This is a genomic window from Klebsiella sp. HMSC25G12 (genome assembly GCF_001807705.1).
Classification (GTDB): Bacteria; Pseudomonadota; Gammaproteobacteria; order Enterobacterales; family Enterobacteriaceae; genus Klebsiella; species Klebsiella variicola.
In genome coordinates, this window is the sequence record NZ_KV789833.1 from 1 (window position 1) to 17,583 (window position 17,583).

A 17,583-nucleotide genomic window follows, 5' to 3' on the forward strand; every position below is an offset into this window, starting at 1 on the left:
GGAACGTCTCAGCGATGTTGAGGCCGCCAGCATCGGCAGTTTCAGCAACAATGGTGAATAAATTAACGGCAGGCCGCACGAATCCCAGGTCGGGTAAGCGAAGCGCCACCCGACAAAACAACGGCTGATTGGGCTATGGCGTCGGGCAGCGGGGACAGAGCGCGCCCTGAAAGCGGGCGCCCGGCGCGATGCCCTGGCCCAGCAGTTCTACGCTGCCGCGCCATTCGCGCTGTAATCCGGCGAGCACGCGCAAAATCGTCGATTTACCGCAGCCGGAGGCGCCGATCAGACTGAAGGTTTCCCCGGCGTCGACACAGAAACTGGCGGCAGAGACCGCCGTCTTCGCGCCGAATGTTACCTGCAAATCCTGAAGATTAACGATCGCCATGGGCCGTCTCCGTAAAGTCCTGGGTTCTGTCGAGGGTCGGCAGCATCTGGCCGTAGGTGTGCGCATTTGGCCGGCAGGTCCACAGGGTGCGGGTATAAGGGTGCGTCGCGCTCGGTAGCGCCCGCGCCGGCATCTCATCGACCTGTCTCCCCCGGTACATCACCAGCACGCGATCGCAATGCGCGGCCACCAGCGGCAGATCGTGGCTGATCAGTAGCATGGCCATCTGCCGCTGCGCGCACTGCTCCACCAGCAGCTCGAGGATCTGGTTGCGCAGGCGGGCGTCGAGGGCCGAAGTTGGCTCGTCGGCTATCAGCACCTTCGGGTTATTAAGCAGCGCGAGGGCGATCATCACCCGCTGCCCCATCCCGCCGGAGAGCTCGCCGGGATAGCGGCTGAGGACCGGCAGATCCAGACCGACGGCGGCGATGGCGTCTTTAACCGCCTCGGCGCGCCCACGGCGGCTGAGACGCTGATGCAGGGTTAACGCCTCTTCCAGTTGCGTCTGAATGGACTGCACCGGATTCAGCGCATAGCGCGGATCCTGCAGCACCATAGCGATATCGTTGCCGCGCAGCGCGCGCCAGCCGCGGGCGCTGAGGGTTAGCACATCGCGCCCCAGCACCTCCAGCCGTTCGGCGCTCACCACCCCGGGCTTGCGCACCAGGCCCATCAGCGCCCGGGCGGTCATCGATTTGCCGGAGCCAGATTCGCCCACCAGCGCCAGCCGCTCGTTGCCGAGGGTGAAGCTGACGTTGTCCACCACCCGGGCGGTGGGGTAGTCGACGGCGAGTCCCTGGACGGTCAGTCGGATGTCAGTCATGTTGCGGCTCCAGAATATCGCGCAGGCCATCGCCCAGCAGGTTAAACGCCAGGCTGGCGAGCAGGATCGCCGCGCCGGGGATGGCAGCGATCCACCACTGGTCGAAAATCACCTGCATCCCGTCGGCAATCATCGCTCCCCACTCCGCCATCGGCGGGCGGGCGCCCAGGCCGAGAAAGCCGAGCCCGGCGGCGGCGAGGATAATGCCCGCCAGATCGAGCGCCAGCCGGACAATCGCCGACGGCAGACACAGCGGCAGAATATGGCCGATCAGCAGCCGCCAGCCGCGAATGCCCAGCATCTCCGCCGCGGCGAGGTAATCGCTATGGCGCAGGCGCTGAATTTCGCTGCGCGCCTGACGGGCGTAGGCCGGCCAGGTGGTCAGGGCTAACGCCAGCGCGCCGTTGACCAGCCCCGGGCCGAGCATCGCCACGAACGCGAAGGCGAGGATCAGGCGCGGCATCGACATCACCACGTCGGTAAAGCGCATCAGTATCCGCTCCAGCCACCCGCCATAGTAACCGGAGAGGATACCTACCAGCAGCCCGACGGGCAGGGTAATGGCGGTCACCAGCGCCACCAGACCCAGCGCCGGGCGGGCGCCGTAGAGCAGGCGCGACAGCAGGTCGCGGCCGTAGCTGTCGGTGCCGAGCCAGTGTCCCGTCCCGGGCCCCTGCAGACGAGCGGCGGCATCCTGCCAGTTGGGATCGTGCAGCGCCAGCCACGGGGCGAACAGCGCGGTCAGTACCAGCAGGATCACCAGGGTCAGGCCGCTGAAGGCGGCGGGGGAGCGGCGCAGACGGCGTAAAAACAGATAAGTCGGCATCAGCGCACCCTCGGATCGGTTAACCGCACCAGCAGGTCGGTCAGGTTATTGATCAGCACAAAACTCACGCCAATCAGCAGCGTGCCGCCCATGATCGCCGTGGTATCCCCGGCGAACAGCGCGGTGGTGAGGTAGCGGCCGATCCCCGGCCACGAGAAGACGGTTTCGGTGAGCACCGCCCCTTCGAGCATGGAGGTCCAGGCGAGAGCGGTCACCGTCAGCAGAGTGCCGCGGATATTGGGCAGGACGTGGCGCAGCAAAATCGTCATCTCTCCGGCCCCTTTGGCCCGCGCCAGCAGAATGTACTCTTTGTTCATCTCGCTCAGGCAGGCGGAGCGGGTCAGGCGGGTGATGCTCGCCAGCGAGTAATAGGCCAGCACCAGCACCGGCAGCGCCAGATGGCCGATGGCATTTTTAAACGCCGCGGTATCGCCGGAGAGCCAGGTGTCGATCAGCGCAAAACCGCTGCGCGGCTCGACGGTATACTGATAAATATCGTCGAGTCGACCCGGGCCCGGCGCCCACTGCAGCCGGGCGTAGAACAGGGCCAGCATCAGCAGGCCGAGCCAGAATATCGGCACCGAGTTGCCCAACAGGGTAAAGGTGCGCACCGCAAGATCCCACGGCGAACCGGCGTAACGCGCGCACAGCACCCCGGCGACGATGCCCAGTACCGCGCCGACGATCAGCGCCAGGGTCGCCAGCTCAAGGGTCGCCGGGAAGACCGCCAGCAGATCGTGGAGCACCGGCTGGCCGGTGGCGCTGGCGATGCCAAGATCGCCATGAGCCAGGTTGACCAGGTAGTGCCAGAACTGCACCGGCAGCGGCTGGTCGAGACCCAGCTGATGGCGAACCTGGTCATAGGTCGACTGGCTGGCATGGTCGCCGACGATCTGCAGTACGCGGTCGACGGGCGACAGCGCGGAGAGCGAGAAGGTGACCAGCAACAGCCCGAACAGCGTGAGCAGCAGCGTCAACAGCCCCTGCAGCAGGCGGGTAAGGTGAGTGGAAAACGATGGCATGGAAAATGGAAATTCCTGGTATATCAACATGATTCCCGGCGGCGCGACGCCCGCCGGGCCCGGGTGGCGAAACGGTCATCCGGGCAGGCGAGGCCGCCGGACCCGGTGACATAACCCGCTTACTTGGTGACGTTATCGTACCAGACCATATCGGCGTTCAGCCCCTGCTGATAGCCCTTCACGTTATCGCGCACCACGATCTGGGTTTTCCCCTGGTCAATAAAGACGTATGGCGAATGCTGCAGCAGGGATTCCTGCATCGTTTTGTACAGATCGAGGCGTTTCGCCGGGTCCGGCTCCGCCACCGCGGCGAGGGTGGCTTTATTCAGCTCAGGGATCTGCCAGCCGTTGAGCCCGGCCACGGTGCTGGACTTACCATCGTTCCAGGCAAAGGCGCTGGCGTTGGAATGCGCATCAAAGTAGTCCGGGATCCACAGGCGGATCGCCGCCTGATGCTGCTTCGCGCGTACCCGGGCATAAACCTGGCTGCCGGCGGCCGGCAGCAGATCCACTTTCACCCCGCCCTGGGCAAAGCTGGCCTGCAGCGACTGGGCGATGGTGATAAACGGCGGTTTGTTCTCCACGTCGAGGGTGAAGTGGGCATCCTTAATGCCCGCTTTATCGAGGATAGCCTTAGCTTTTTGCGGGTCGAAGGTGAACGGATTGGTCTCCAGCGCCCCCGGCAGGCCGGCCGGCAGGAAGCTTTGGTGAATAAAGTACTGGCCTTTCAGCAGGTTTTTGGTGATGCCCTCATAATCGACCAGCCAGCGCGCCGCCTCCCAGAAGGCCGGATTATTCAGCAGCGGGTTGGCGCTGTTGGCGGTATTAAACACCAGATAGTTCTGCTCGGCGGACGGGATGCTCAGCACCTTCACGCCGGGTTTATCCTGCAGGGCGGCAATCTGGTCAGCGCCGAGATCGCGCGCCACGTCGGCATCCCCCTGCTGGATCAGCAGGCGGCGGGAAGCCGGGTCGGGGACGTTTTTAATAATGATGCTCTTGATCTTCGGCGCGCCGGTGGGGGAGCTGGCGTTGGCTTCCAGCACGATGGCCTGATGCGGCTGGTAGACGCGCATTTTATAGGCCCCGCTGCCCGCCGAGTGCATCTTCAGCCAGTCGTTGCCGAAGTCATTATTTTTCGCGTTCGGCGCCACCTGTTTTTCATCAACGATGGAGGCGATAGGGGTGGAGAGAATATTCAGCGCCACCGCCGGGCTGACGTCGGCGGTCCAGTGCAGCGTCAGGGTATGGTCATCAATCTTTTTCAGCTGGCTGGCGATGTTGTCCGGCTGCCAGCCGAGCACGTTGAGAATAAACGCCGGCGATTTATTCAGCGTCACCGCACGGGTGTAAGAGAAAATCACATCTTCCGGGCGCAGCGGATTACCGGAGGCGAATTTAGCATCCGGCTTCAGTTTGATGGTCAGGGTTTTCGCCGCCGGATCGGCCTGCCAGCTTTCGGCGAGGATCGGTACGATTTTTTCAGGGTTGTTGCGGTCCGGCTGCACCAGACGCTGATAGAGGCTGGGGACCGTCTGAATGCTGGAGAGTTCGTTCGCTTCCGCCGGGTCGAGGCTGACGATATCGTCGAGACCCTGGGCGACCACCAGCGTGTTGGGCGGTGTAGCGGCATGCGCGGCGGCGGTGAGCGCCGTCAGAACCAGTAAAGGCAACAGTTTTTTGGTCATGTGCAATCCCTGAAAAATGGTTGTTTTAATTTTTTATGCCTCGCTACGTTAGGCCGCTTGCCAAAAGGCGTAAAGTCAAAATAAGGATATCCTTATGCTAAAAACGCATATTCAAGAACGACAGGTTATTGCCGGCCGCGCAGAAGCGTCTTTCTCCGCTTCTGGCTTCTTGCTATAACAAATCGTCTATTGCAAGGAGGTGGGTGTGCCGGAAATCAATGAGTTTGGCCAGCAGGTGAACGACCTTGTTCCTGGCTGGCAGGGGGCGCAAGTCCTGCGGCGGACGGCGTTAAATGGCCGTTTTTGCCGACTGGAGCCGCTGGACGTTGACCGTCATGCGGCGGATCTGTTTGCCGCCTATGCGCTCGGCGACAACAGCGACTGGACGTGGCTGGCGTCTACGCGGCCGGAGAGCGTGGCGGCGACCGCCCACTGGATCGCGGGCAAGGTGAATGATGATGCTCTGGTGCCGTATGCGGTGGTTGACCTGCGTAGCGAGCAGGCGGTGGGCATCGTCAGCTATATGGCGATCGAGCGGGAAATGGGCACGGTTGAGATCGGCCATGTCACCTGGTCGCGACGGATGAAAAACACCCCGCTGGGTACCGAAGCGGTCTGGTTGTTGCTGAAGAACGGCTTTGACCACGGCTATCGTCGGCTGGAGTGGAAATGCGATTCGATGAATGTCGCCTCGCGCCGTGCCGCCGAGCGGCTGGGCTTTAGCTGGGAAGGACGTCTGCGGCAGAGGCTGGTGCGCAAAGGGCGGACGCGCGACAGCGATATGCTGTCCATCATCGACGGCGAGTGGCCTGCGCGCGATGCGGCGCTGCGGGCGTGGCTGGCGGCGGAGAACTTTACTGCCGACGGGCAGCAGATCAAACGCCTTGAGTCATTTCGTTAGGCCTGTATGGTGAATGGGCAGAGTGCATCATGCCAACTGCCCATACAAAGGCTATTTCTCGATCATCTGAATAATTTGATCCCGGTTAATAGCATGTTCATTTCCCGCGATGTCCTCATAGGTGATTAACCCATTATCGTCATCGACCTCCGGTTTACCGTGGGTGATAATCATCTCACCATTTTTTTTCTCTAATACATAATTGCTGGAACACCCCGCAACGGTGAACGTTAATAATGCCAAACCGAATACTGCAACGAACTTTTTCATTGTGCTACCTGTTGTAAGAAAGCCACGGTGGGCCGCAGAATATGACAGACTAACCAGTTATCGAAAGTGGGTCATAATTAACACCGAATAAAGTATTAACATGGCGACTAACGTAATAACCACAATACGACGTTCAAGGGGCGTGGCCTTTTTCTTAGATTCATCATCTGGTTTTGTTAACATGATATTCTCTCTGTTAGCCCTGTCAGTGCTCCCGATTCCGACACCGGCAGAGGTGAGTTCTCGGCAATATTGTCGGGATGAACGACTTGCTAGTTGTTATTTAATACCCAGAGTTAAAGTAACGATTCCAGTGATAACCATTCAAAGACCCGTTCAGGCATTTTTGGCTAACACAACATTAAAAATCTCATTTTTATGGCTGAAGCTGACTATGCCTGCCGCAGACCCTGTTGCGCAGGCAGTACGCTTATTATTTTTTTGCGCCCGTAACGGATAAAATACCTGATATTATCAATGCTCCGGGGCTGGAAACGGCAAACCCCGGATGACGTTATTGCATGATCCTCACCACAATATTAAACAGACGTATTTAATATGATGAGAACAGGCGTTCGCCGCTAAGTTAATATGATGCTATAGGTTCGTCGATTTACAGAATAAAGGTACCTTCAATAACCAGACAGGCTTCGCCTGATAGTTCAACACGTCCGTTATCTTTTATGTGGCAGAAGAGTTCTCCCTTACGGTTGCCACCTTGCTGGGCATGAAGGGTTTTTTTCGCCAGTTTTTCACTCCACAGCGGCGCCAGAAAAGTATGTGCCGAACCGGTGACCGGATCTTCGTTGACTCCCACCTGCGGACCGAACCAGCGAGAACGAAAATCGAAGGTCCGGGATGCGGCCGTGACCACCACGCCACGAGTGTTGAAGGCATTCAAGGCGTTAAAGTCGGGTTTGAGCGCGTCCAGCAGCGCTTCGTCATCAATGACGACAATAATATCGGAGGCTTGCCAGGTTTCACCTGCGTCTTCAGCCAGCCCCAGGGCCTTGAACAACCCTTGCGGCGCGGCGATGGGGGACGGAACAACCAGCGGAAAATCCAGGGTATATTTTCCGTCATGCAGCGTGACGTCCAGCGCGCCGCTGCGAGTGAAAAAACGCACCCGCTCGCGCGCTTGTTGATTGAGCAGCACGCTGGCCGCAGCCAGCGTGGCATGACCGCAGAGATCCACCTCGACGGCCGGGGTAAACCAGCGTAACCCGAAACCGTCAGGCTGCCTGACAACAAAGGCCGTTTCCGACAGGTTGTTTTCCGTCGCAATGTGCTGCAGCACGCTATCTTCAGGCCACGTCTCCAGCAAACAAACCGCGGCGGGATTGCCGGTAAAGGGGCCTTTCGAAAAAGCATCGACCTGATAAAAGCGAATGCGCTGCTGTGAATTATTTTTCATTCATCACCTCAAGGTCATTATAAACCGTATATCGTGTTACCCCCAGGGCCTGAGCCGCCTGCTGCACGCCCCCGCGCATCTTGAAAATACCTTTCGTATGCATTTCAGCGACAATTTTTAAACGCTGCGCTTTTTGTATTTTTTTACCCGGCACTGAATATTTATCAATGATTTCCTGAATTGACTGATCGATCAGCCCACCCAAATTAAGATCGACCGCCTCAGCGGCCTCCGCCGGCGATGGCAGCAGCGCGTCAAGGCTTTTGCGTATTTGCTCATAAGGTGAGGGATCGACATTAATACAGAAGGCGATAAGCGGATATCCCTCTTCGCTGTAATAAATTGTCGATGCGCTATTGAGCGTTTTCCCTGAAGCGGTGACGGTTTTATAATCGCTTATGGTTCTCGGCTTGTTGTTATTCGTCTTCTGCAGCAGCAGCGCAAAACCGGTATCTTTTTCCGGACCGGCTAACAAATGATCGCCATTACCCCTGCCGCTAACATGTCCGTTAATGATTTTGATAATGGAATGTTCAGGGGTAGTGAGATTATGCAACACCACCTCCTGATTCGCTGATAATGTCCCCGCCATAGCGTCCATGGCTGCTTCAAGCGGCCCGGCAATCTGTGCAACCTGCTGTGTGTACTCTGATGTCATGGATGATCCTTTGCTTGCATCGTGATCAGGAAGCGATCCCGGAGCGCCATTTTACCATGGGAGATACGCTGACAGGATTAAATTATACGCATAATGTTTAATTATCAACAAAAAGTTGAATTTATAGTTTGGACAGCGTACCTTTTGCTGCAGAAAGCGTCAGCGCTCATGTCGGGTGCGTCTTTATGTTATGGAAATATAATGAGAATTTACGGCGTGATGGCCATTGCCGTTCTGCTGGTGGCCTGCGGAGTCATTCACCCCTTCGGCGACAAAACCGTCTATCAGTCCTATTCAGTATCCGATCGGCCGGGGCTGCAGTGGCGCTATGACTGCATACGCAGCGCCCTGAAGCCGCAAGGCTATGAGGTTGAGCGCATCTTCCCTGAGCAGAATGCGCCAAACTTCTTTGATATTTCGCAGTACGGCACACGAGTCGCCCAGATCGATATGTACCAGGTGGCTGGGGCGAGGACGATAAGTATCACCCTGATATCCGGTGCAAAACAGGTGAATGCTGCTGTTGATAGCATTATTCAGCCGTGCCTTGAGCGCTAAGGGATGCTGGAAAGGTGAGGAGTGTCCTTTCCGCACGGGAAAGGACAAGTGCGGCATAGACGATTAGCGGCGAACCGGCGCGTCGCCAGCGACATAATACGCCGCGGTGCTGCGCGGCAGCGGCTGGCGGCCGCGAATGGCGTCGGCCATCTTCTCGCCGATCATAATGGTGGTGGCGTTGAGGTTGCCGGTGATGATCTGCGGCATAATCGAGGCATCGACCACCCGCACGCCTTCCAGACCGTGGACGCGGCCCTCGCCATCGACCACCGCCATCTCGTCGTAACCCATCTTACAGGTCCCGCACGGGTGGAACGCGGTCTCGGCGTGGTTGCGCACAAACTCATCCAGCTCGGCATCGCTCTGGCATTCTGTTCCCGGACTGATTTCGCGGCCGCGATACTTATCCAGCGCCGGCTGGTTCATGATTTCGCGGGTAATGCGGATGGCGTCGCGGAACTCCTGCCAGTCCTGTTCATGGGACATATAGTTAAACAGGATCGCCGGATGGGCGTGCGGATCGCGCGACTTCAGGCGCACGTGGCCGCGGCTGGGCGAACGCATTGAACCGACGTGGCACTGGAAGCCGTGCTCTTTCACCGCGTTGGAGCCATTGTAGTTAATCGCCACCGGCAGGAAGTGGTATTGAATATTTGGCCAGGCAAATTCTGCGCGGCTGCGGATAAAACCGCCCGCTTCGAACTGGTTGCTGGCGCCAATGCCGGTGCCGCCGAACAGCCACTCGGCGCCGATCTTCGGCTGGTTCCACCACTGTAGCGCCGGGTAGAGCGACACCGGCTCTTTGCATTCATATTGCAAATACATCTCCAGATGGTCCTGCAGGTTCTCACCCACGCCGGGGAGATCGTGCACCACCGGGATATCGAACTGCCTGAGCAGCTCCGGGTTACCCACGCCGGAGCGCTGCAGGATCTGCGGCGAGGCAATCGCCCCGGCGCACAGCAGCACCTCTTTGTTGGCCGTCGCTTTTGACGGGATCGTGCTTTCTCCCTCCAGCCACTCGACGCCCACCGCGCGCTTGCCGGCAAAAATAATGTGATCGGTCAGCGCATGGGTGCGGATGGTCAGGTTCGGGCGCCCTCGCGCCTGGTCGAGATAGCCGCGGGCGGTACTGGCGCGACGGCCCTGCGGCGTCACGGTGCGGTCCATCGGGCCAAAGCCTTCCTGCTGGTAGCCGTTGAGATCGTCGGTACGCGGATAGCCCGCCTGCACCCCGGCTTCAACCATCGCCTCGAAGAGCGGATTATTGCCCGGCTTCGGTGTCGTCACGCTCACCGGGCCATCGCCGCCGTGATAGTCGTTAGGCCCGATATCGCGGGTTTCCGCTTTCCGGTAGTAGGGCAGGCAGTTGAGATAGCTCCAGTGCTCCAGACCCGGCTCTTTGGCCCAGTTGTCCAGATCCATCGCGTTGCCGCGGATGTAGCACATGCCGTTGATCAGCGACGAGCCGCCCAGTCCTTTGCCGCGTCCGCACTCCATGCGGCGATGGTTCATGTACGGCTCAGGTTCGGTTTCGTAGGCCCAGTTGTAGCGTTTGCCCTGCAGCGGGTAAGCCAGCGCGGCGGGCATCTGGGTGCGGAAGTCGAACCGGTAGTCCGGGCCGCCGGCTTCCAGCAGCAGGACGGTGGTGTTTGGATCTTCAGTCAGTCGTGTTGCCAGAACGTTGCCGGCGGAGCCGGCACCAATAATGATGTAGTCAAATTGCAAAAAAACCTCCCGGTTAAAATATGGACTGGAATTTACCCATCTCAACCTGGATGGACTTCACCTGGGTGTAACTCTGCAGCGTCATGACGCCATTCTCGCGGCCAATGCCGGAGTGCTTATAGCCGCCAACCGGCATCTCCGCCGGGGATTCACCCCAGCTGTTGATCCAGCAGATGCCGGCTTCCAGCTGGTGGATAAGACGGTGGGCACGGTTGAGGTTGGGCGTCACCACGCCGGCGGCGAGGCCGTATTCGGTGGCGTTGGCGCGGCGAATGACCTCCGCTTCGTCGGTATAGCTGAGGATCGACATCACCGGGCCGAAGATCTCTTCGCGCACGATGGTCATCTCGTCGTTACAGTCGGTAAACACCGTCGGGGCGACCCACGCGCCGTTATCGAAACCGTCGCCTTTCAGCGCCTCGCCGCCGCACAGCAGGCGCGCGCCTTCGCGTTTGCCGCTCTCGATATAGCGCAGAACGTTGTCGCGATGGGGGAAGCTGACCAGCGGGCCGAAGTTGGTGTCATCGGCAAACAGATCGCCGGGGCGGATGCGGCCCACGCGTTCGAGGATCTTGTGCTCGAATTCCGCCTTCTGTTTCGCCGGGACAAACACCCGGGTGCCGTTGGTGCACACCTGACCGGAGCTGTAGAAGTTGGCCATCATGGCGATATCGGCGGCGAGGTCGAGGTCGGCATCGTCTGCGATAATCAGCGGCGATTTACCGCCCAGCTCCATGGTGACCTCTTTCAGCGACGATGCCGCGGAGTTGGCCATCACTTTTTTGCCGCTGGCGACGCCGCCGGTGAAGGAGATTTTGGCGATACCCGGATGTTCGGTCAGATACTGGCCGGTCTCCGCGCCGATCCCCGGCAGGACGTTAAACACCCCGTCCGGCAGGCCCGCTTCGCTGTAAATTTCCGCCAGCTTGAGGGCGGTGAGCGGGGTGACCTCGCTCGGTTTGAAAATCATCGCATTGCCGGCGGCCAGCGCTGGCGCCGATTTCCACAGGGCGATCTGGATCGGGTAGTTCCACGCGCCGATCCCGGCTACCACCCCCAGCGGTTCGCGACGGGTATAGACGAAGGAACTGTCGCGCAGCGGGATCTGGCTACCTTCCAGCGCCGGGATCAAGCCAGCGTAATACTCCAGCACGTCGGCGCCGGTGACGATATCGACGGCGGCGGTTTCGCTGAGGGGTTTACCGGTATCCAGCGTCTCCAGTCGCGCCAGCTCGTCGTTGCGCTGGCGCAGAAGGTCGACGGCGCGACGCAGGATGCGCGAGCGTTCCATGGCGGTCATTGCCGCCCAGATTTTTTGCCCACGCTGCGCGCTTTCAACGGCGCGGTCGACATCCTCGCGTCCGGCAGCCTGAACGGTCGCCAGCACCTCGCCAGTGGCAGGGTTGATGGTCTCGAAGGTGCGACCGCTGGTGGCCGATGTATAACCACCATTAATATAAAGCTGCTGTTCTGCCATTCGGGACATAACGCCTCCTCGGTTATGGGTTCGGTAAATGCTGACGAATAAAGTGGCTGGTCAGCGACTGCGCCAGCGTCTTATCCAGCGGTTTGCCGCTGAGCGCCGCCCGCAGCCACAGGCCGTCTATCAGCGCCGCCAGCCCGTAGCCGGCCTCCTGCGCCTGCTCGCGCGGCAGCTCGCGGCGGAATTCGTACACCAGGTTCGACAGCAGCCGACGGCTGCTGACCTGCTGTAACCGATAAAGCATCGGCTGGTGCATGCTGCTGGCCCAGAAGGCCAGCCAGGCCTTCATCGCCGCGCTGCTGATCTGCGTCTCATCAAAGTTGCCGCCGACAATCGCCTGCAGGCGCTGGCTGGCGCTGCCGTCCGGCAGGGCGTGCAGACGGTTGAGCACCGCGTCGCGCAGCTGGCTGGTGATGTCGCGCATGGTCGCCTCCAGCAGACCATTTTTATCTTTGAAATAGTGACTGATGATCCCCGTCGATACGCCCGCCCGTCGGGCGATCTGCGCGATGGTCGCGTCATGCATTCCGACTTCATTTATTGCGTCCAGCGTGGCGTCGATCAGTTGCCTGCGCCGGATTGGCTGCATCCCCAGTTTGGGCATTTTTGCCACTCCATTCATCAGCGTTGGTTAACTATTAAAGCGGTTTTTGATTGGACGTTCAATATAAAATGTGTCTTAATTGTTACGTTATTGAATTTTAATAGTTACAAAAACAGTGGGGATACTGGATGACAGATCTTTCGCAAAACAGAGAAAAGGACAAAATCAATCCGGTGGTTTTTTATACCTCGGCCGGACTGATTTTGTTGTTTTCCCTGATGACGATCTTTTTTCGCGATTTTTCTGCCGAGTGGATTGGGCGCACCCTCAACTGGGTGTCGAAAACCTTCGGCTGGTACTATCTGCTGGCGGCGACGCTGTATATCGTCTTCGTCGTCTGCATTGCCTGCTCGCGCTTCGGCTCGGTGAAGCTCGGCCCGGAGCAGTCAAAGCCCGAGTTCAGCCTGCTGAGCTGGGCGGCGATGCTGTTTGCCGCCGGGATCGGTATCGACCTGATGTTCTTCTCGGTCGCCGAGCCGGTGACGCAATATATGCAGCCGCCGGAAGGGGCGGGGCAGACCATCGAGGCGGCGCGCCAGGCGATGGTATGGACGCTGTTTCACTATGGCTTAACCGGTTGGTCAATGTATGCCCTGATGGGCATGGCGCTGGGATACTTTAGCTATCGTTATAATTTGCCGCTCACCATCCGCTCGGCGCTGTACCCGATTTTTGGCAAACGGATCAATGGGCCCATCGGCCACAGCGTCGATATTGCGGCGGTGATCGGCACCATCTTCGGCATCGCCACCACCCTCGGTATCGGCGTCGTGCAGCTCAACTACGGTCTGAGCGTGCTGTTCGATATTCCAGACTCGCTGGCGGCGAAAGCGGCGCTGATTGCGCTGTCGGTGATCATCGCCACCATCTCGGTCACCTCCGGGGTGGACAAGGGCATCCGCGTGCTCTCCGAGCTGAACGTCGCCCTCGCGCTGGGGCTGATCCTGTTCGTGCTGTTCATGGGCGATACCTCCTTCCTGCTCAATGCGTTAGTGCTGAACGTCGGCGACTACGTCAACCGCTTTATGGGCATGACGCTGAACAGCTTCGCCTTCGACCGCCCGGTGGAGTGGATGAATAACTGGACGCTCTTTTTCTGGGCGTGGTGGGTGGCCTGGTCGCCGTTTGTGGGCCTGTTCCTGGCGCGCATTTCGCGCGGACGCACCATCCGCCAGTTTGTGATGGGCACCCTGATTATTCCGTTCACCTTTACCCTGCTGTGGCTATCGGTGTTCGGCAACAGCGCGCTGTATGAGATTATTCACGGCGACGCGGCCTTTGCCGAGGAGGCGATGGTCCACCCGGAACGCGGATTCTACAGCCTGCTGGCGCAGTACCCGGCGTTTACCTTTAGCGCGTCGGTGGCGACCATTACCGGTCTGCTGTTCTACGTCACCTCCGCCGACTCCGGCGCGCTGGTGCTGGGGAACTTCACCTCGAAGCTGAAGGACATCAACAGCGACGCCCCGAACTGGCTGCGCATCTTCTGGTCGGTGGCCATCGGTCTGTTGACCCTCGGGATGCTGATGACCAACGGCATCTCGGCGCTGCAGAACACCACGGTGATCATGGGTCTGCCGTTCAGCTTTGTGATTTTCTTCGTGATGGCCGGACTGTATAAATCCCTGAAAGTGGAAGATTACCGCCGGGTCAGCGCCAGTCGCGACACCGCCCCGCGTCCGATGGGCCTCCAGGATCGTCTGAGCTGGAAGAAGCGCCTGTCGCGGCTGATGAATTACCCGGGCACGCGCTATACCAAACAGATGATGGAGACGGTGTGCTACCCGGCGATGGAAGAGGTAGCCCAGGAGCTGCGGCTGCGCGGCGCCGCAGTGGAACTGAAGAGCCTGCCGCCGGAAGAGGGCGAGAACCTGGGCCACCTCGATCTGCTGGTGCACATGGGCGACGAGCAGAACTTTATCTACAAGATCTGGCCGCAGCAGTACTCGGTCCCGGGCTTTACCTATCGGGCGCGCAGCGGGAAATCCACCTATTACCGGCTGGAGACCTTCCTGCTGGAGGGCAGTCAGGGTAACGACCTGATGGACTACAGCAAAGAGCAGGTGATCACCGATATTCTCGACCAGTACGAACGGCACCTGAACTTTATCCATCTGCACAGGGAAGCGCCGGGGAACAGCGTGATGTTCCCGGATGGCTAATCAGGGAAGCCCCCGTCGGGAAAAGGCTGACGGGGGCGACGGGCGGTTACGGGTAGTTAAAGGCGTCCGGATGGTTGTCGAGGCTACCGCTGAGGGCGGCAAACAGCACGGTTTTGCCATCGATGGACAGGGCATCGCTGACGTTAAGCCAGGTCAGCTTCTCCTGGTCGGTTTTTTCATCGACCACCGAGTACACGCCGGACATCTGTTGGCTTTTCTCGGACCAGATCACCGCGATACGCTCGTGGCCGCAGTCGTGGGGTTTGCAGGCGCTTAACACCTGCCAGGATTCGCTACCCAGTTTCACCGTCTGCGCGGGCGAACCGGTGCCGCCGGTGGTTACCCAGGCGGGCAGCTGATGGCCTTTGACCATCTGGTTAAACGACGCCCGGGTGGCGGCATCGTGGGCCAGACTGTTCAGCGTGACATCGCCTTGCGCCATGACGCTGGCGGAGGCGGCTAAGGTGATGATAGCGGTAAGCGCTTTAAACATGTTTCCTCCTGGACTTATTCCGTCCTCATAACAAGCCTCTTTATAGTGAGCGTAGGGAATGATTAATGCAAACTCTGACATATTTTCTGTGAATGATTAGAAGCGGTGCGCGCATGGACGTTACGCTAAGCGATATGCCATGATGCGGATTGATTTATTTTCCAAATATATGCCCTTGTGATAAAGCAGTCAGCGAAATGGCATAGTTATTCAGGCGATAAAGCATGGCGTATGTGAATCATCTACTGACGTTTATTGAGAGTAATCCGGCGCTGGCGGTGGGGTTTAATCTTATTCTGCTGCTGGTCTCCGGCATATTTGCCCATCTTTTATGCAAGTTCTTGCTGATTAAAGTGGTGCGTAAGGTCTTCTTTAGTAGCCACAAACAGGATGTGCCGCTGGAGAAGGATCGACGCATCGCCGAAAAACTGTCCAATTTCATTCCGGTTATTATCGTCTATTACGTCCTGCAGTTTATGCCGGCGATGCCGGCATCGCTGGTGACGGCGATTAATACCATCTGCGGGATCTTGTTTTTTATTTTTATGTCGGTGTTTTTCAACGAGATGCTGGATATTGTCAACAGCTCTTATCTGCGAAAGACCAAACGTAAAAATCATTCCATTAAGGGCTATATCCAGATAGGCAAAATCTTAGTTCACATCCTGGCGGCGATTATGATCCTCGCCGTGATGTCGAACAAATCGCCGATCATTATTATCTCCAGTCTGGGGGCCGTGGCGGCGGTGCTGATGATCGTGTTCCAGCATACCCTGCTGTCGCTGGTGGCGAACGTTCAGCTGTCGTCCAACGACGTGCTCCAGTTGGGTGATTGGATTGAAATGCCTGACAAGAACCTCAGCGGTGAAGTGACGGATATCGCGCTGCACACCATTACCATCCGCAACTGGGACAATACCATCTCCCGCATCCCGACCAAGAATTTCCTCACCGAGACCTATACCAACTGGCAGGCGATGTTCTCCTCCGGGGCGCGGCGGATCATGCGCAGTATCGCCATCGATCAGCACTCGGTGCGTTTTCTCGACCAGGAGATGCTCTCCTCGATGCTGACCATCCGTGGGGTGAGTGAGCCTTTGGGCACGCTGCTTGATGGCCGGGATCCCGGCGGCGTGGCCGACCGCTGGTTTATCGATAACGGGCTGACCAACCTGACCCTGTTTCGCCACTATCTGATGCACTATCTCGCCGAGCGACCGGATATTATTAAGGAGATGTACATTGTGGCGAGAACGCTGAAACCGTCGCCGTCGGGCATCCCGCTGGAGATTTACTGCTTCACCTCCTCGACGCTGTGGAAAGACTACGAAAACACCCAGTCGGCGATATTTGAGTACATTACCGCCGTGGCCGGACAGTTTTCCCTGCGACTTTATCAGTATCCCGCCGGGCACGATTTCTGGCGTCTCTCCCAGGAGCATGCCGCCCGGACAGGGTTGCCGCCGTCGGCTGAAGGCTAAGCGCTGATCTGCTGGCGCCAGAGGGCGATCTCCTCCTCCAGCCAGGCGATGAACCGGGCGACTTCCGGCCGGTTCTCCGCCTGGGGGGAGACGGTTAGCCAGTAGTGCCAGGGGTAGGGGACGGTGACGGCGGTGAGCTGCAGCAGCTCGCCGCGGGCTATCGCCCCCGCCACCAGCGAGCGCCGCTCCAGCGCTACGCCGGCCCCCAGGCGGACCGCCTCCAGCACCAGATTGGAGTCGTTCAGACGCAGGCCCGCGGGGACGATCGGCTTTTCCAGTCCCGCCTGGCTGCACCAGGCATGCCAGGACTCCATGGAAAAAATAATATCGCTGGCGGCGATCGCCTGCGGGGTGGTCGGCAGGTCGCCGCTGCGATAGTGCGGCGCGGCCACCACCAGTTGTTCATCGGCAAACAGATGCCGGCTTTCCATCCCCTCCCAGTCGCCTTGCCCCATGCGAATGGCCAGATCAATACCCTCCTGTTGCAGGTTAACCACCGCCAGGCTGGTCAGCAGGCGCACCGCGATCTGCGGATGCCGCGCCTGAAAGCGCGCCAGCCGCGGCAGCAGCCAGTGGCAGCCAAAGGAGGGGAGCGTCGCCAGGGTCACTTCCAGGGTGCGGGGTTTGATCTGCACCATGCGCGTGGCGTCGGCGATGTGCTGTAACGCCTCGCGGATTTGCAGGGCATAGAGCCGTCCTTCTTCCGTGATGCGCACCCCGCGGCCGTGGCGGATAAAGAGCGTGACGCCGACCAGCGCTTCCAGCTGTTTGATGTGCTGGCTGACCGCCGAATGGGTCACGCTCAACTCGTGGGCGGCCTGCGTCACGCTGCCGAGGCGCGCCACCGCCTCAAAGCTGCGCAGGCTGGCGACAGGGGGAAAATCTGCCATGGTGGTTTCTCTGTCAGTGAGTCGATACGTTAACGTTACTACCGGGTTAGCGGCTTTTAAAGCCGCTGCAAACAGGCTGAAAAGGAGCCAAATGCTGCCTCAGTCGGTATAGCACAAGGGGAACTGGAGGGCTACCGCGAATCGCCAATCTGTTAGTTTGACTAACCATTGCGGTAAGTATCCCGTGATATTCG

General features: G+C 59.0%; 16 protein-coding genes and 1 pseudogene. 4 read left to right on the plus strand and 13 right to left on the minus strand.

The genetic code is table 11. The annotated features are described in order from the left end of the window. Positions 1-157: 157 nt before the first annotated feature. From HMPREF3096_RS05555 to HMPREF3096_RS05575, 5 genes and pseudogenes are all read right to left on the minus strand, one after another. A pseudogene (locus HMPREF3096_RS05555) lies at positions 158-388 on the minus strand (ATP-binding cassette domain-containing protein); the annotation flags it as partial. Further along, positions 375-1,211, minus strand: a complete 837-nt coding sequence (locus tag HMPREF3096_RS05560) for an ABC transporter ATP-binding protein (RefSeq protein ID WP_023297191.1) — start codon at positions 1,209-1,211, stop codon at positions 375-377. The gene HMPREF3096_RS05560 and the pseudogene HMPREF3096_RS05555, both read right to left, overlap by 14 nt. Further along, positions 1,204-2,037, minus strand: a complete 834-nt coding sequence (locus tag HMPREF3096_RS05565) for an ABC transporter permease (RefSeq protein WP_070544332.1) — start codon at positions 2,035-2,037, stop codon at positions 1,204-1,206. Before HMPREF3096_RS05565 ends, HMPREF3096_RS05560 begins: the two co-directional genes overlap by 8 nt. Then, positions 2,037-3,059: an ABC transporter permease gene (locus tag HMPREF3096_RS05570; protein WP_008805559.1), complete on the minus strand. Its 1,023-nt coding sequence runs from the start codon at positions 3,057-3,059 to the stop codon at positions 2,037-2,039. Before HMPREF3096_RS05570 ends, HMPREF3096_RS05565 begins: the two co-directional genes overlap by 1 nt. 119 nt (positions 3,060-3,178) lie before the next feature. Further along, positions 3,179-4,747, minus strand: coding sequence for an ABC transporter substrate-binding protein (locus tag HMPREF3096_RS05575; protein WP_008805560.1), 1,569 nt, complete (start codon positions 4,745-4,747; stop codon positions 3,179-3,181). A 205-nt stretch (positions 4,748-4,952) separates the two neighbouring features. Between HMPREF3096_RS05575 and HMPREF3096_RS05580 the strand changes: the two genes are divergently transcribed. Then, entirely contained in the window at positions 4,953-5,648 is a 696-nt protein-coding gene (locus tag HMPREF3096_RS05580; protein WP_012968739.1) for a GNAT family N-acetyltransferase, read from the plus strand. A gap of 51 nt (positions 5,649-5,699) precedes the next feature. On the opposite strand, the gene HMPREF3096_RS05585 is transcribed toward HMPREF3096_RS05580, so the two are convergent. The 3 genes from HMPREF3096_RS05585 to HMPREF3096_RS05595 all read right to left on the minus strand — a co-directional run bounded on the left by HMPREF3096_RS05585 (position 5,700) and on the right by HMPREF3096_RS05595 (position 7,990). Next, positions 5,700-5,918, minus strand: a complete 219-nt coding sequence (locus HMPREF3096_RS05585; RefSeq protein WP_022064792.1) for a YgdI/YgdR family lipoprotein — start codon at positions 5,916-5,918, stop codon at positions 5,700-5,702. A gap of 613 nt (positions 5,919-6,531) precedes the next feature. Further along, positions 6,532-7,332 (minus strand): PhzF family phenazine biosynthesis protein, encoded by an 801-nt coding sequence (locus HMPREF3096_RS05590; RefSeq protein ID WP_012542505.1) that lies wholly within the window; start codon positions 7,330-7,332, stop codon positions 6,532-6,534. Then, a complete protein-coding gene (locus HMPREF3096_RS05595; protein WP_023319927.1) occupies positions 7,322-7,990 on the minus strand; it encodes a helix-turn-helix transcriptional regulator in 669 nt (222 codons plus the stop codon). Before HMPREF3096_RS05595 ends, HMPREF3096_RS05590 begins: the two co-directional genes overlap by 11 nt. Before the next feature lie 201 nt (positions 7,991-8,191). Between HMPREF3096_RS05595 and HMPREF3096_RS05600 the strand changes: the two genes are divergently transcribed. Continuing rightward, on the plus strand, positions 8,192-8,548 hold the full coding sequence (locus tag HMPREF3096_RS05600) for a hypothetical protein (RefSeq protein ID WP_012542503.1): 357 nt from the start codon (positions 8,192-8,194) through the stop codon (positions 8,546-8,548). A gap of 63 nt (positions 8,549-8,611) precedes the next feature. Here the strand turns inward: HMPREF3096_RS05600 and betA are convergent, their stop codons facing one another. The 3 genes from betA to betI are packed head-to-tail and all read right to left on the minus strand — an operon-like array spanning position 8,612 to position 12,363. Continuing rightward, positions 8,612-10,276 carry a choline dehydrogenase gene (gene betA / locus HMPREF3096_RS05605; protein ID WP_023287350.1) on the minus strand — a complete coding sequence of 555 codons (1,665 nt, stop codon included), beginning with the start codon at positions 10,274-10,276 and terminating at the stop codon, positions 8,612-8,614. Positions 10,277-10,289: 13 nt separating this feature from the next. Next, the gene (betB, locus tag HMPREF3096_RS05610) at positions 10,290-11,762 is read right to left on the minus strand and encodes a betaine-aldehyde dehydrogenase (RefSeq protein WP_032729569.1); all 1,473 of its coding nucleotides are present in this window, start codon (positions 11,760-11,762) and stop codon (positions 10,290-10,292) included. 13 nt (positions 11,763-11,775) lie between these two features. Beyond that, positions 11,776-12,363 (minus strand): transcriptional regulator BetI, encoded by a 588-nt coding sequence (gene betI / locus HMPREF3096_RS05615; RefSeq protein ID WP_004151671.1) that lies wholly within the window; start codon positions 12,361-12,363, stop codon positions 11,776-11,778. A 128-nt stretch (positions 12,364-12,491) separates the two neighbouring features. On the opposite strand from betI, the gene betT reads away from it, so the two are divergent. After that, positions 12,492-14,525, plus strand: a complete 2,034-nt coding sequence (gene betT / locus HMPREF3096_RS05620) for a choline BCCT transporter BetT (RefSeq protein WP_008805564.1) — start codon at positions 12,492-12,494, stop codon at positions 14,523-14,525. Between the two features lie 46 nt (positions 14,526-14,571). Here the strand turns inward: betT and ivy are convergent, their stop codons facing one another. Beyond that, entirely contained in the window at positions 14,572-15,018 is a 447-nt protein-coding gene (gene ivy / locus HMPREF3096_RS05625; RefSeq protein WP_008805565.1) for an Ivy family C-type lysozyme inhibitor, read from the minus strand. Positions 15,019-15,242: 224 nt separating this feature from the next. On the opposite strand from ivy, the gene HMPREF3096_RS31860 reads away from it, so the two are divergent. Beyond that, on the plus strand, positions 15,243-16,499 hold the full coding sequence (locus HMPREF3096_RS31860; RefSeq protein ID WP_032729571.1) for a mechanosensitive ion channel family protein: 1,257 nt from the start codon (positions 15,243-15,245) through the stop codon (positions 16,497-16,499). On the opposite strand, the gene HMPREF3096_RS05635 is transcribed toward HMPREF3096_RS31860, so the two are convergent. Beyond that, positions 16,496-17,389: a LysR substrate-binding domain-containing protein gene (locus HMPREF3096_RS05635; protein WP_032729578.1), complete on the minus strand. Its 894-nt coding sequence runs from the start codon at positions 17,387-17,389 to the stop codon at positions 16,496-16,498. The genes HMPREF3096_RS31860 and HMPREF3096_RS05635 overlap by 4 nt on opposite strands. Positions 17,390-17,583 lie beyond the last annotated feature (194 nt).